Source organism: Deefgea sp. CFH1-16, assembly GCF_016881365.1.
Lineage (GTDB): Bacteria > Pseudomonadota > Gammaproteobacteria > Burkholderiales > Chitinibacteraceae > Deefgea.
In genome coordinates, this window is record NZ_WLYT01000001.1 from 3,212,780 (window position 1) to 3,226,134 (window position 13,355).

Annotated in this window: 11 protein-coding genes and 2 pseudogenes; 6 read left to right on the forward strand and 7 right to left on the reverse strand. The window is 45.8% G+C overall.

What is annotated here, in order from left to right; genetic code table 11:
• The first annotated feature begins 10 nt into the window (after positions 1-10).
• The 6 genes and pseudogenes from flgA (at position 11) to GKO28_RS17525 (ending at position 7,975) form a co-directional block, all read left to right on the forward strand.
• A complete protein-coding gene (gene flgA / locus GKO28_RS17500; protein ID WP_182077239.1) occupies positions 11-706 on the forward strand; it encodes a flagellar basal body P-ring formation chaperone FlgA in 696 nt (231 codons plus the stop codon).
• A gap of 124 nt (positions 707-830) precedes the next feature.
• The gene (locus GKO28_RS17505; RefSeq protein WP_247646624.1) at positions 831-1,778 is read left to right on the forward strand and encodes a bifunctional riboflavin kinase/FAD synthetase; all 948 of its coding nucleotides are present in this window, start codon (positions 831-833) and stop codon (positions 1,776-1,778) included.
• Between the two features lie 24 nt (positions 1,779-1,802).
• Positions 1,803-4,682 carry an isoleucine--tRNA ligase gene (ileS, locus tag GKO28_RS17510; protein WP_182077240.1) on the forward strand — a complete coding sequence of 960 codons (2,880 nt, stop codon included), beginning with the start codon at positions 1,803-1,805 and terminating at the stop codon, positions 4,680-4,682.
• The gene (gene lspA, locus GKO28_RS17515; protein WP_182077241.1) at positions 4,675-5,157 is read left to right on the forward strand and encodes a signal peptidase II; all 483 of its coding nucleotides are present in this window, start codon (positions 4,675-4,677) and stop codon (positions 5,155-5,157) included. Before ileS ends, lspA begins: the two co-directional genes overlap by 8 nt.
• A pseudogene (gene ispH / locus GKO28_RS17520) lies at positions 5,154-6,084 on the forward strand (4-hydroxy-3-methylbut-2-enyl diphosphate reductase). Before lspA ends, ispH begins: the two are co-directional and overlap by 4 nt.
• 121 nt (positions 6,085-6,205) lie before the next feature.
• Complete coding sequence (locus GKO28_RS17525) at positions 6,206-7,975, forward strand: GGDEF domain-containing protein (protein WP_182077242.1); 1,770 nt, start codon at positions 6,206-6,208, stop codon at positions 7,973-7,975.
• Between the two features lie 59 nt (positions 7,976-8,034).
• On the opposite strand, the gene rfaE1 is transcribed toward GKO28_RS17525, so the two are convergent.
• The 7 genes and pseudogenes from rfaE1 to rpsA form a co-directional block, all read right to left on the reverse strand.
• Positions 8,035-8,964 (reverse strand): D-glycero-beta-D-manno-heptose-7-phosphate kinase, encoded by a 930-nt coding sequence (gene rfaE1 / locus GKO28_RS17530; protein ID WP_182077243.1) that lies wholly within the window; start codon positions 8,962-8,964, stop codon positions 8,035-8,037.
• Positions 8,965-8,966: 2 nt separating this feature from the next.
• Positions 8,967-9,659, reverse strand: coding sequence for an orotidine-5'-phosphate decarboxylase (pyrF, locus tag GKO28_RS17535; RefSeq protein WP_173534139.1), 693 nt, complete (start codon positions 9,657-9,659; stop codon positions 8,967-8,969).
• 47 nt (positions 9,660-9,706) lie between these two features.
• Positions 9,707-10,486, reverse strand: coding sequence for a hypothetical protein (locus GKO28_RS17540; protein ID WP_182077244.1), 780 nt, complete (start codon positions 10,484-10,486; stop codon positions 9,707-9,709).
• Positions 10,450-10,878 carry a hypothetical protein gene (locus GKO28_RS17545; protein WP_182077245.1) on the reverse strand — a complete coding sequence of 143 codons (429 nt, stop codon included), beginning with the start codon at positions 10,876-10,878 and terminating at the stop codon, positions 10,450-10,452. Before GKO28_RS17545 ends, GKO28_RS17540 begins: the two co-directional genes overlap by 37 nt.
• An 18-nt stretch (positions 10,879-10,896) precedes the next feature.
• Positions 10,897-11,202 carry a lipopolysaccharide assembly LapA domain-containing protein gene (locus GKO28_RS17550; protein ID WP_182077246.1) on the reverse strand — a complete coding sequence of 102 codons (306 nt, stop codon included), beginning with the start codon at positions 11,200-11,202 and terminating at the stop codon, positions 10,897-10,899.
• Between the two features lie 123 nt (positions 11,203-11,325).
• Positions 11,326-11,610 carry an integration host factor subunit beta gene (locus GKO28_RS17555; RefSeq protein WP_173534136.1) on the reverse strand — a complete coding sequence of 95 codons (285 nt, stop codon included), beginning with the start codon at positions 11,608-11,610 and terminating at the stop codon, positions 11,326-11,328.
• A 14-nt stretch (positions 11,611-11,624) separates the two neighbouring features.
• Positions 11,625-13,295: pseudogene (gene rpsA / locus GKO28_RS17560) on the reverse strand (30S ribosomal protein S1); the annotation flags it as partial.
• Positions 13,296-13,355 lie beyond the last annotated feature (60 nt).

Sequence of the window (13,355 nt, forward strand, 5' to 3'; positions counted from 1 at the left end):
TAATTTGCCAATGCGAAAAATATTAATCTCAAGCTTTGCGCTATTTTCAAGCCTGCTAACGCCGCTATTTGCTGCGCCGACGTCGCAAGATTTGAAAGTCATTACTCAAGAAGTCAATCAATGGCTCAGTGCTGAATTAGCCAATAGCCCAGGCACTGCATCGTTTGAGGTGCGCCCAGTGGATGCGCGCCTTAAATTAACAGCCTGTGCCCGCCGCGAGATTAGCCTACCCGCAGGCTATCGCTTAGTGGGCAATACCATGTTGCGGGTTAAATGTGTTGATGGCGCCAATTGGAGCTTTAATTTACCGACCAAAATTAGTATTGCCGTCAACTATGCGGTTGCAGCTCGACCTTTAGCGGCCAATCAAATTCTGGATGTCGGTGACATTGCCATGCAGCAAGGTGATCTTGCTATGTTACCTGGTTCGGTCTTTTTAGATCCGACCCCCATTTTAGGGCGAACGCTGAATAGTCCGGTTTCGGCAGGGCAAGCTTTGCGGCAAGAGCAATTGCGCGCCTCGATGGCCATTTTGCAAAATCAAAAAGTAAAAATCATTTATCGGCAAGACGGTATTGAGATCACTAACGAGGGTATTGCCATGAATGCGGCAGCCGAAGGGCAACCGGTACGGGTACGTATCGATAAAAACAAAATCATTAGTGGTACAGCGCAGCAAGGTGCGATTGTGATGATGGGGCAGTAAGTTAAGGGTTGTTGACGTTGGCTTTTTTGCCGTGTAAATGCTGCAGACACGCCGAACGTCAAAAGCGCCCGAAGGTTATTCTGACAATTTTCACGCTAGGCGTTAGAATCTTAGGTTTTATGATTTGCCGCTCAGCGCGGCGACGATACGCTCAATGCATGTATTACGCGGCACACCGCACACCCCACTTCCTCGTTCTGCACTCACGATTGGCAATTTTGATGGCCTGCATTGTGGACATAGTGCCATGCTGGCGCGGCTAAAAGCCGAAGCGAAAGCGCGTCATCTGGTGAGTGTAGTCATGACGTTTGAGCCGCATCCACGCGAGCTTTTTACGCCTGATTCGGCTCCGGCTCGTTTAACCAGTTTGCGCGAAAAGATCGAGTTGCTGCGCGAAGCGGGTATTGATTACCTGATTGTGCAGCACTTTAATCGCAGCTTTGCCAGCATTGATGCCCTCACCTTTCGTGATCATATCGTTGCTCAGCAATTGAATGCGCAATTGGTTTTAGTGGGGGACGATTTTCAATTTGGCGCTAAGCGCAGTGGCGACTTTAATTTACTCGCGGCATCGAGCGATTTTGAAACATATAGCTTGCCTACGCTCAAGCAAAATGGTGAACGCGTTTCATCAACCGCAGTGCGTTTGGCGCTACAATCTGGACAAATGGCGCACGCTGCTAAATTGCTTGATCGACCGTATTCGATTGCGGGTCGAGTAGTGGGCGGCGATCGTTTAGGCCGTGAATTTGGTTTTCCAACGGCCAATATCCAGCTCAAACACAATAAGCCACCGTTATTTGGTATTTTTATCGTTGAAGTTTTAGGCTTAGATCGCACCTATCAAGGGGTGGCTAGTCTTGGATTTCGGCCAACGATTCACGGTGGCGATATCAAACCCAAATTAGAAGTGCATTTATTTGATTTTAATCGCGATATTTATCGCCAGCATTTACGTGTTAACTTCCTTGCCAAGTTACGCGATGAAGAAAAATACCCTGATTTTGATACGCTGATCGCTCAGATTCAAAAAGATTGCGATCAAGCCCGCGCTTGGTTCGCCGCGCGTTAACCTATTGAGTACAAAGAGACGACTATGAGCAATAAACCTGCTAACAAATATCCAGTTAATTTATTGGATACGCCGTTTCCAATGCGTGGCGATTTAGCTAAACGCGAACCCGGCTTTTTAAAACAATGGGAAGACGCTCAGATCTACCAGCAGCTGCGTTTAGCGGCGAAAGAACAAAATCGCCCGAAATTTATTTTGCATGATGGCCCTCCCTACGCCAATGGTGATATTCATATTGGCCATGCAATGAATAAAGTTTTAAAAGATATTATTTTAAAATCCAAATCACTCAGCGGTTTTGATACGCCTTACGTTCCTGGTTGGGATTGTCACGGCATGCCGATTGAGCATCAAATTGAGAAGTTGGTAAAGTCAGATAAAGACGCCATTAAAGCCAATCCGGCAATTCATGCGCAAATTGTGGCGTATCGTAAAGCCAATCAATTGGATGAAAAAGAAATCCATTTGCCAAGTTATTTTATTCGCGAATTGTGCCGTGAATACGCGGCCATTCAAATTGAACGCCAAAAAGTGGATTTTATTCGTTTAGGCGTACTTGCCGATTGGCAGAACCCATACCTGACGATGAATTTCAAAACTGAAGCCGACATCGTGCGTACGATGGGCAAAATTCATCACAATGGGTATTTGGTCAAAGGTCAAAAACCCGTGCATTGGTGTGTCGACTGCGGCTCAGCGCTGGCTGAAGCCGAAGTTGAATATGAAGACAAAGTATCGGCAGCGATTGATGTTGCTTTCCAAGTGGTCGACATGGCCGCCTTGTCTGCCGCCTTTGGCGGCGTTAATGTGGGCGAACAAACCGCGAGCGCGGTCATTTGGACTACAACGCCTTGGACTTTACCTGCCAATCAGGCGGTTTCGGTACATCCAGAATTTACTTACGATCTGATCGCCACTGAAAAAGGCTTACTCATCTTAGTGCGTGAGTTGGCAGAAGCGGCCTTAAAGCGTTATGACATTGATGCCAATGAAGTCATTGCGCAAGCCAAAGGTGATGCGCTCAATGGTCTGTTATTGCAGCACCCATTCTTAGCACGCCAAGTGCCAATCATCTGCGGTGAGCATGTGACGGCTGATGCCGGTACGGGTTTGGTGCACACTGCGCCAGCGCATGGTCTAGAAGACTACCAAGTTGGTCTTAAATATAAATTAGCGGTTGATAATCCAGTTGCCAACGATGGTCGTTATATCTCAACAGCGGAATTTTTTGCCGGTGAAACGGTTTGGAAAGCCAATCCTAAGGTCGTTGCCTTGCTGGAAGAGCGCGGTGCACTACTGGCCAATAAAAAACTAGAGCATAGCTACCCGCATTGCTGGCGCCACAAAACACCGCTGATTTTCCGTGCGACGACGCAATGGTTTATTGGCATGGATAAAAAAGTCGGCGATGAAACCTTGCGCGACAAAGCTAATCGTGCGGTTGATGCGACTGAGTTCTTCCCTGCTTGGGGTCGAGCACGCCTAGAGGCGATGATTAAAAACAGTCCAGACTGGTGTGTTTCACGTCAACGCACGTGGGGTGTGCCGATGACATTCTTTATTCATAAAGAAACCGCCGAATTGCATCCACGCTCGACTGAGTTGCTTGAAGAAGTTGCTAAACGCATTGAAAAAGAAGGCATTGAAGCTTGGTTTAAGCTCGATGCAAGCGAATTGCTGGGGGATGACGCGGCCCACTATGAAAAACTGAAAGACACCATCGATGTTTGGTTTGACTCGGGTTCAACGCACTTTGCCGTAATTCAGCAACGTGAAGAGCTCAACCATGGCGACGCCAATCGCCCTGCTGCCGATTTGTATTTAGAAGGCTCAGATCAGCACCGTGGTTGGTTCCAGTCGTCATTAAAAACCGCTTGCGCCACAGTGGGTCACGCGCCGTATAAACAATTGCTGACGCATGGTTTTGTGGTCGATGGCAAAGGCATGAAAATGTCAAAATCCAAAGGCAATGTGGTTGCACCGCAGCAAGTGATTAATCAAATGGGCGCCGATATGCTGCGCCTGTGGACTGCGAGTACCGATTATTCCGGTGAAGTGTCGATTTCAGATGAAATCTTAAAACGGACCACCGACTCATATCGCCGTGTTCGTAATACTTTGCGTTTCTTGCTGGCAAATTTATCTGACTTTACACCCGAAGATAAACTGCCAGTGAACGAATTGCTGACGTTAGATCGTTATGCTTTGGTTGAATTGGCCAAATTCCAGCACAACTTGACGGCATTTTATGACAAGTATGAGTTCCATCTGGGCGTGCAAGAAATTCATCGCTATTGCGCCGATGAATTAGGTGCTTTCTACCTCGATATTATTAAAGATCGACTGTATACGATGGCAGCCGGCTCACATGGCCGCCGCTCAGCACAAACCGCCCTATGGTATATCACACAAGCTTTAGTGCGTTTGTTATCACCGATTTTGTCATTTACCGCCCATGAAGCATGGGATGTACTGAAAAACGACGGTAATGTCTTTGTCGGTGAGTGGTTAACTCTGCCAGAAATTCATGATGCCGATACGCTACAAGCGGCGTTTGCTTTGATTCGTGAAGTGCGGGCTAGCGCGCAAAAAGACATCGAACTGCAGCGCGCTGAAGGCGTTCTTGGTTCAAGCTTACAAGCGGAAGTAACGATTCATGCGCAAGGCGAAGTGTTTCAAGCCCTTGAATCTTTGGGTGATGAACTGAAATTCATCATGATTACCTCGCAAGCTCACATTCAGCCCGGCACGCCGGCGATTGCAGTGGCTGCGGCGACAGCGGAAAAATGTGAACGCTGCTGGCACTACCACCCAAGCGTAGGCACGATTGCGGCACACCCAACACTGTGTACTCGTTGCGATTGCAATTTGCATGGTGCCGGAGAAACTCGTCAACATGCCTAAGCGTTTTGTGCAGTTTATGTTGCTGGCGTTGGTGGTTTTATCCTTAGATCAAATCACCAAACATGCTGCCGAGGCGGCGTTTCAGTACGCTGAAATTCTAACGGTAATTCCTGGCTTTTTTGACTTGACGCTAAGGTATAACCCCGGTGCCGCCTTTTCATTTTTGGCCGATGCAGGGGGATGGCAGCGCTACTTCTTTACTGGCTTAGCACTGATTGTTTCTGTGATTTTGGTTTTTTTAATCAAAAAACATCATACCGAAACGCGATATGCTCTGGCCTTGTCATTGATTTTGGGCGGCGCTTTAGGTAATGCGATTGACCGTATGGTGTTTGGCCATGTGATTGATTTTTTGCTGTTTCATTGGAAAAATCAATGGTATTACCCGGCGTTTAATCTTGCCGATTCAGCCATTTGCATCGGTGCGGTGCTCATGGTGATTGATAGTTTTAAAAAACCCGAGAAAACCACATGAGTATGAATATCATTTTGGCGCAGCCACGTGGATTTTGCGCTGGCGTTGATCGCGCGATTGCCATTGTTGAAAAAGCACTAGAAAAATATGGCGCACCGATTTATGTGCGCCATGAGGTGGTACACAATAAATTTGTGATTGAAGATCTCAAAGCCAAAGGCGCGATCTTTATTGAAGATTTATGCGATGTACCGAGTGGCAATACGCTGATTTTTTTCTGCGCACGGCGTTTCGCAAGCGGTGCGTGCTGAAGCAGCTGAGCGCGGTTTAAATATATATGATGCAACCTGCCCTTTAGTGACCAAAGTGCATTTGGAAGTTAAACGTTTGCGTGAGCAAGGCTTTGAAATCGTGATGATTGGCCACAAAGGCCATCCAGAAGTTGAAGGGACGATGGGCCAAGCGCAATCGGGCATGTATTTAGTCGAAGAACCTAGCGATGTAGTTCATTTGCAAGTGAATGACGCCAGTAAATTGGCTTACGTTACTCAAACGACCTTGTCGGTTGATGATGCCCAAGTGGTTATTGAGGCATTACGATTGCGTTTTGCTGATATCGTCGGCCCTAAAAAAGACGATATTTGTTACGCAACGCAAAATCGCCAAGATGCAGTAAAACAACTGGCGCGTGATGTTGATATTTTAATTGTGGTTGGCTCACCCAATAGCTCAAATTCGAATCGTCTGCGTGAAGTGGGCGCTAGTTTGGGAATTGATGCCTATATGGTTGATAATGAAACTGAACTCAATGCAGCTTGGTTTGATCAAAAAATGAAAGTCGGCATTACCGCTGGCGCTTCTGCCCCAGACGTTTTAGTGCAACAAGTCATTGCTAAAATTAAAAGTTTTGGCGCTGATTCAGTCGTGGCAATGGATGGCATTGAGGAAAATGTGATTTTCTCTTTGCCAAAAGGGTTGCTGTCTTAAGCTGGTTTTGGTACTCAAAATGCAAAACGCCGCGATTTTCGTGGCGTTTTGTTATTTAAGTTGTGGAGCATCACAATCGCTCAACTATAATGCCTTCACCTCTCGCGGCTAGAATCGACAAATGACCAAGCTCACCAATCCCACAGAAATCGCCCGTGAAACGCTTAAACAACTGGCAGTTCGGCGTATTTTGCCTTCGCCAGATCATTATGAAGCGATTTATCATGAAATAGCGCAAACACCAGACGATGCCCGCCTACACCCAGGATTTAAAGAATTAGTGGCTGCATTTGAGGCGTTACCGATTCAATCCCCGGTGTTAAGTCGGCAGATCAGCCAAATTCGCACTTCGATTAGTACCGAAAAATGGGCTGAGCTGCCAGAGCAAATATTTCGCATTGTCAATAGCCAAAGTGGCCAAACCGAACTGACCAAAACTTGGTCTGACTTGATTCGAGAATTGATTTTGCAGTGGGATTTACGCAATCCAAGCTATCCGCCGAGTCGAAAAAAAGATGCGCTTGAAAAAGTGTTGCTCAATTTCAAGCAAGACAGCAATGTTCTAAATGAAAAACTCAGTGGTTTAGTGAATTCCTGGGCAGAAACTGGGGTTGCTGGCTTGGGTTCGGTGATCGAACCCACTGCCAATGTGGAAAGTACGGCAAACAGCAGCACCGATAATGTGGATATCCGTTGGCAAGAGTGGCGCGATGCATTTACGCAGGCCTTAGAGTTTGGGCTATCTGCCCGTTTATTACATAACCCAGATTTACAAACTGAAACCAATGCTATTGCTCAAGAAGCCAAAAGTGTGGATAACTCGGCCTCTATGGAGAAGTGGCTGCCTCGTTTAAGAAAATTTTGGCTCAAGCTGGAGCTAGAGAACGATAACGAGCAGCGTTTGTGCGATGGTTTGATGGGTTTGCTTAGACTACTGACCGATAATATTGCTTCAATCGTCATTGATGATGATTGGGTGCGAGGGCAAATTGCGGTTGTACAGCACATCATGGCTCAACCACTCGATATGCGAGTGATTTATGATGCCGAGATGGGACTGAAAGAAGTTTTATTTAAACAAAGTCAGGTGAAGCACAGTTTAGTAGAAGCACAAACCGTACTTAAAACCATGCTGACCTCTTTTATTGATCGACTCGGCGTGATGTCGGAAAGTACGGACAAATATCACGACAAAATCAATCAATATGCTGAAAAAATCGACTCTGCGAATGATTTAACCAGTATCCGGCATGTCATGGAAGATTTGCTGCTGGATACTCGAAGCATGCAATTGGATGTTCAGCGCTCAAGAGATGATTTATTTAATGCACGAAAGCAAGCCGATGAGGCCCATAGCCGTGTGATTGAGTTAGAGCAAGAGCTCAGCTCGCTCAGTGACAAAGTAAGGTCTGATCAGCTGACCGGCGCTTTAAATCGTCGCGGCTTAGAAGAGGCTTTTGACGTTGAAGCGGCCAGAGCCGTACGCAATTCATCCTCTCTAGCTATCGCACTTTTAGATATCGACAATTTCAAAAAGCTCAATGATTTACAAGGCCATGCTGTTGGTGATAAAGCGCTGGTGCATTTGGTACAAGTCGTCAAAGATTTAGTACGCCCAACCGATAGCGTGGCTCGTTATGGTGGTGAAGAATTTATTGTTTTGATGCCTGACACGGATTTAGAGGCCGGCGTGCAAGTGATGCAAAGAGTGCAGCGTGAGCTAACTCGACGCTTTTTTACGCATAATAATGAAAAGGTATTGATTACCTTTAGTGCTGGCGTGGCACTGTTTCACGCAGAAGATAGTCGAGATGCCGTTATCGAGCGCGCCGATCAGGCGATGTATGTTGCAAAAAAATCAGGGAAAAATCGGGTAGAGACTATAGATTAAATGGGTATTGCTTGCAAACGTTTCAAAGTCAAAGCGTAGTAAGCAATACCTATCAATATTTATGCAAATAGCTCTGCGTTTGTCGCGACCGCTGTTCCTAATTTAGCAACAACAATCCCTGCTGCGCGATTTGACCAATCCATTGCTTCCGGTAAGTCCAAGCCCGCAGCCAGCATGAGTCCCATTGTGGCAATCACTGTGTCGCCAGCGCCAGAAACATCAAATACTTCTCGCGCTTGGGTTGGTTTATGCACCACCTGCCCATCGCGAAACAAAGTCATCCCTTCTTCACTACGTGTCACTAGTAAGGCATCAAGATTGAATTTTAATCTCAATTGATCGGCTTTTTCGATTAGTTCAGCTTCACTATTCCACTTTCCGGCGACTTGTTTGAATTCACTACGATTAGGGGTAAGCAAGGTTGCACCACGATATGCCTCATATTCATCCCCTTTAGGATCGACTAAGACCGGCTTATTCATCGCGCGTGCGGCCAAAATCATTTGCTGCACATGCACTAAACTGCCTTTGCCGTAATCCGATAAAATAACTACATCACAATCAAGTAACGAAGCTTTGAAATCATCAAGCTTGGCTGCCAAAATTTCATGGCTTGGGCTGTTTTCAAAGTCAATGCGGAGTAATTGCTGTTGTCTGGCCAATACGCGCAATTTAACCGTGGTCGAGATTTCTGCGTCACGATGCAATACAGTTTCAACCCCTTGCGCAACAAGTAAGCGCTCAAGGCTGGTGCCCGCTTCATCATCCCCCACCACGGATAGTAATTTTGCTTTCCCACCCAAGGCGACTACATTACGTGCAACATTCGCTGCCCCGCCCGCTCGCTCATCAGTTTTGGTGATCCGAGCAACAGGTACGGGTGCTTCAGGTGAAATTCGTTCGACATCACCAAACCAGTAACGGTCTAGCATCACATCGCCCACCACGAGCACCTTGGCATTTTTAATTCGATCGTTCAATGTGTGCATACTTAGGCCAACTCTGCGTTAATTTGCTGCAAAGTCAAAATAGGATCAATGCTTTGGGTGATTGGACGGCCAATCACTAAATAATCTGAACCAGCTTGCATTGCTGATTTTGGTGTCATGATCCGAGTTTGGTCATTGCTATCACTACCCATTGGGCGAATGCCAGGTGTAACCAGTTTAAAGTCCGCACCACATACTTGCTTGAGTTGGCTGGCTTCTTGTGCAGAACAAACCACGCCATCTAAACCGCATGATTGCGCTAATTTGGCAAGACGTTCAACTTGTATTGCCGGCGCAGGTAAGCCCATTTCTGCGAGTTCTTCTGCACCCATGCTGGTTAAAACAGTTACCGCGATTAACAACGGACGATGCGGTAACGCTTCAAGTGCGTCTTTTGTCGTTTCTAGCATTTTACGACCGCCAGATGCATGCACATTGACCATCCATACGCCTAAACTGGCCGCAACCTTGCACGCCTGAGCAACCGTGTGTGGAATGTCGTGAAATTTCAAATCTAAAAATACATCAAACCCACGAGCAACCAATTGTTCAACTAAAGCAGGGCCTGATGCGGTAAACAATTCTTTACCCACTTTTAATCGGCATAAGCTTGGATTGACGCGATCAGCAAAAGCTAAGGCTGCAGCAGCACTTGAAAAATCGAGAGCGACAATAACACGTGGATCAAAATTCATAATTCTTCCTATCAAGCTTTATATCTAATAATTACCAATGCAATAAATTACACCACTGAACGACTTTTTCCGCGAACTGGAGCGTACGTTTCCCACAGATTGCAGCCAGGGCAATGCCAGAAAAATTGACGGGTTTTAAAGCCGCATTCACTACAGTAATACATGCTGTAACTGCGGGTATTGTCGTGCAGTAGTTTACCAATGACTTCTAGCTCGGACTTTTGATCCGCAGGTGCGACCAACAAATGGGCATCTAATAATTTTTTCAGGCCCGGCATGCTTGGATGTTCACGCAAACGTTCGCGAACAAAATCATAAGCAGCATCAATGCCTGCTGTCGCTAATAATTGTTCATAAATCAGGTCAACGACATCTAGTTCGGGATACTGCTGAACATAACGAATTAATAGCGCAATTCCATCGGCAAGTTGGTTTTTGCTGTGGTAGGCCGCAATAAGATGCCTTGCGGCGAGCGCTAAATAATGAATATCTTGGGCTGGCATTTTAAGCCAATGTTCAATTGCGTCATCTGGCCGCGCTTCTGAAAGCGCAATTTCACCCAACATCAGACGAGCGCGAGCACTATGGCGGTGTTCTTTTAATGCCAGATTGAGTTCGTTAATTGCTTTCTCGTTTTGATTACGAATCAGGCTTTCTGATGCTAGTTCACAGTAAAACTGGGCAATCTCATGCTGAAAGCTGTTGCTTTCGTCACGGAGTAGTTCGGCAGTTGCAATGGCTTTTTGCCACTCATGTTCTTGCTGATAAATCGCCAATAATTCTACCCGCGCTAACCGAGCAGAGTCAGTATTTGATAGATCGTGCAAATTTTCTCAGCGCGATCAAATAAACCCGACTTAATAAAATCAATGGCCAAATCAAGTTGTGATTGCTGTCTTTGTGACTCGCTTAAGTCGCGACGAGATAGGATTTTTTGATGCATGCGAATTGCACGTTCAAGCTCCCCTCTGCGACGAAACAAATGTCCGAGTGTGACTTGGAGTTCAATTGTTTCGGAATGATTCTTTGCGATTTCTATATAGATATCAATTGCTTTATTCATTTCACCGGCTAATAAATGATTAACCGCTTTGAAGTAAGCTATTGGCAAAGAATGGCTTTCGGCAATAACGTGCTTAATGTCAACACGAGCGGCTAGCCAACCAGCACCAAAGAAAATAGGTAGGATGGCTAACCACCAAAATTGGATTTCAATCATGTATAAACGCTTTAAAAATTAAAGGGCATCACGCGGCGGTTCGAATGCGACGGTAGGAGGAGCGGTAACAATACTATTAATCGGTTGACGCTTTTCTTTACGTAAAGCAACGAGTTCTCGACGCAAGCGAATAACCTGACCTAGGCTTGCCAAAAGACCAATTACTGCGCCAGAAACAAAAAAAACCAATAAAATCAATGCTAATGGCGCATGCCAAGTATAATTAAAGAAGAAATTCAACGTTACTGAATTTGCATTGTGCATTGCAAAGCCAAATAGCATAACAAAGGCTATAAATTTAACTGCCCAAAATAAATATCGCATTATATTAAAACCTCCTGTTTTTGATATTGTAGCTTAATTACACATTATTTTTTTGGTTTAAGTACCCAACAAAAAGGCGACACTCGAAAGCGTCGCCTTTTTTATGCCACAATGAATTAAGAATTACGCATCAATATCAACACGTTCTCGTAATTCTTTGCCCGCTTTGAAGTGCGGAACGAACTTCTCCGGAACGGACACTTTCGTGCCCGACTTTGGATTTCGTCCAGTCCTTGGCGGGCGGTAGTTCAGGTCAAAGCTGCCAAATCCACGAATTTCGATACGTTGGCCTTGCGAAAGGCTGCGTGCCATCGCATCAAGTATCGTTTTTACGGCTAACTCTGCGTCTTTTGCTACCAACTGCGGATAACGAGCAGCAAGTTTCGCAATGAGTTCTGATTTGGTCATTCTAGCTAATACCCTTACTCAGCAGAGCCTGACAATTTAGCTTTTAACAATGCGCCGAGGTTAGTCGTGCCTGCATTGTCATCGCTAGAAGACAATTTGCTCATTGCTTCGCTTTGTTCAGCTTGATCTTTCGCTTTGATTGACAAGTTGATCGAACGGTTTTTGCGGTCAACATTGATGATGACAGCTTCAACTTCATCGCCTTCTTTCAGAACAGTGCGGATATCTTCAACACGGTCACGCGAAACTTCAGTCGAACGCAAGTAGCCTTCTACATCATCCGACAAGGCAATTGTTGCGCCTTTAGCGTCGAGTGATTTAACAGTACCCTTAACGATCGCGCCTTTGTCAGACGTAGAAACGTAGTTGTTAAATGGATCACCTTCCATTTGTTTGATGCCGAGGCTAATGCGCTCTTTTTCAACATCAATAGAAAGAACCATTGCTTCAACTTCGTCGCCTTTCTTGAAGTTGCGAACGGCTTCTTCACCAGCAACGTGCCAAGACAAGTCAGACAAGTGAACCAAGCCGTCGATACCGCCAGCCAAGCCAACAAACACACCGAAGTCAGTGATCGATTTGATCGCGCCTTTCAGTTTGTCGCCTTTCTTGAAGTTTTCTGCGAAATCATCCCATGGATTAGCCATGCATTGTTTCATGCCGAGGCTGATACGACGTTTGTCTTCGTCGATATCCAAGATCATTACTTCAACTTCATCACCTAAAGAAACAACTTTAGATGGGTGAACGTTCTTATTAGTCCAATCCATTTCAGAAACGTGAACCAGACCTTCAATGCCTTGTTCGATTTCAACGAATGAACCGTAGTCAGTCAAGTTAGTTACTTTACCGAACATGCGAGTGCCCGATGGGTAACGACGTGACAGACCCACCCATGGGTCTTCGCCCAATTGTTTCAAGCCAAGAGATACACGGTTTTTGTCTTGATCGAACTTGAGAACTTTAGCTTCAAGTTCATCGCCCACTGCCAATACTTCAGATGGGTGCTTAACACGACGCCATGCCAAGTCAGTAATGTGGAGCAAGCCATCAATACCGCCAAGATCAACGAACGCGCCGTAGTCAGTGATATTTTTAACAATACCCTTAACAATCGAACCTTCTTTCAAGGTTTCTAGCAATTTCTGACGTTCTTCACCTAGTGAGTCTTCGAGGACTGCACGACGTGAAACAACGACGTTGTTGCGTTTACGATCAAGTTTAATAACTTTAAACTCAACCATTTTACCTTCGTACGGCGTGGTATCTTTAACCGGACGAATGTCAACCAATGAACCTGGCAAGAAAGCGCGCAAGCCGTTGACCATAACAGTCAAACCGCCTTTTACTTTGCCAGAAATAACGCCAGACATGATCTCGCCGCGTTCGAGGCAGTCTTCCAACTCGATCCAAGACGCGAGGCGCTTGGCCTTTTCGCGAGAAAGCTTAGTTTCGCCGTAACCATTTTCAAGGCTGTCGATCGCAACAGGAACAAAATCACCGATCTTAACGTCGATTTCGCCGTTGTCGTTTTTGAACTCTTCCAACGGGATCAGCGATTCAGACTTCAAACCTGCATTCACAGTTACGAAGTTGTTGTCGATACCGACCACTTCAGCAGTAATCACTTCACCCGAACGCATTTCTTGACGGGTTAAGCTTTCCTCAAATAGGGCGGCAAAGCTTCCATAGTATCAATAGTCATATTTAGTGGAAAATTCCATTAGCTAGTGTGGAATACACCA

Coding starts and splice junctions, on each gene's coding strand:
- flgA (WP_182077239.1), top strand. CDS start 11: ATGCGAAAAATATTAATCTCAAGCTTTGCGCTATTTTCAAGCCTGCTA.
- ileS (WP_182077240.1), top strand. CDS start 1,803: ATGAGCAATAAACCTGCTAACAAATATCCAGTTAATTTATTGGATACG.
- lspA (WP_182077241.1), top strand. CDS start 4,675: ATGCCTAAGCGTTTTGTGCAGTTTATGTTGCTGGCGTTGGTGGTTTTA.
- GKO28_RS17525 (WP_182077242.1), top strand. CDS start 6,206: ATGACCAAGCTCACCAATCCCACAGAAATCGCCCGTGAAACGCTTAAA.
- rfaE1 (WP_182077243.1), bottom strand. CDS start 8,964: ATGCACACATTGAACGATCGAATTAAAAATGCCAAGGTGCTCGTGGTG.
- pyrF (WP_173534139.1), bottom strand. CDS start 9,659: ATGAATTTTGATCCACGTGTTATTGTCGCTCTCGATTTTTCAAGTGCT.
- GKO28_RS17545 (WP_182077245.1), bottom strand. CDS start 10,878: ATGATTGAAATCCAATTTTGGTGGTTAGCCATCCTACCTATTTTCTTT.
- GKO28_RS17550 (WP_182077246.1), bottom strand. CDS start 11,202: ATGCGATATTTATTTTGGGCAGTTAAATTTATAGCCTTTGTTATGCTA.
- GKO28_RS17555 (WP_173534136.1), bottom strand. CDS start 11,610: ATGACCAAATCAGAACTCATTGCGAAACTTGCTGCTCGTTATCCGCAG.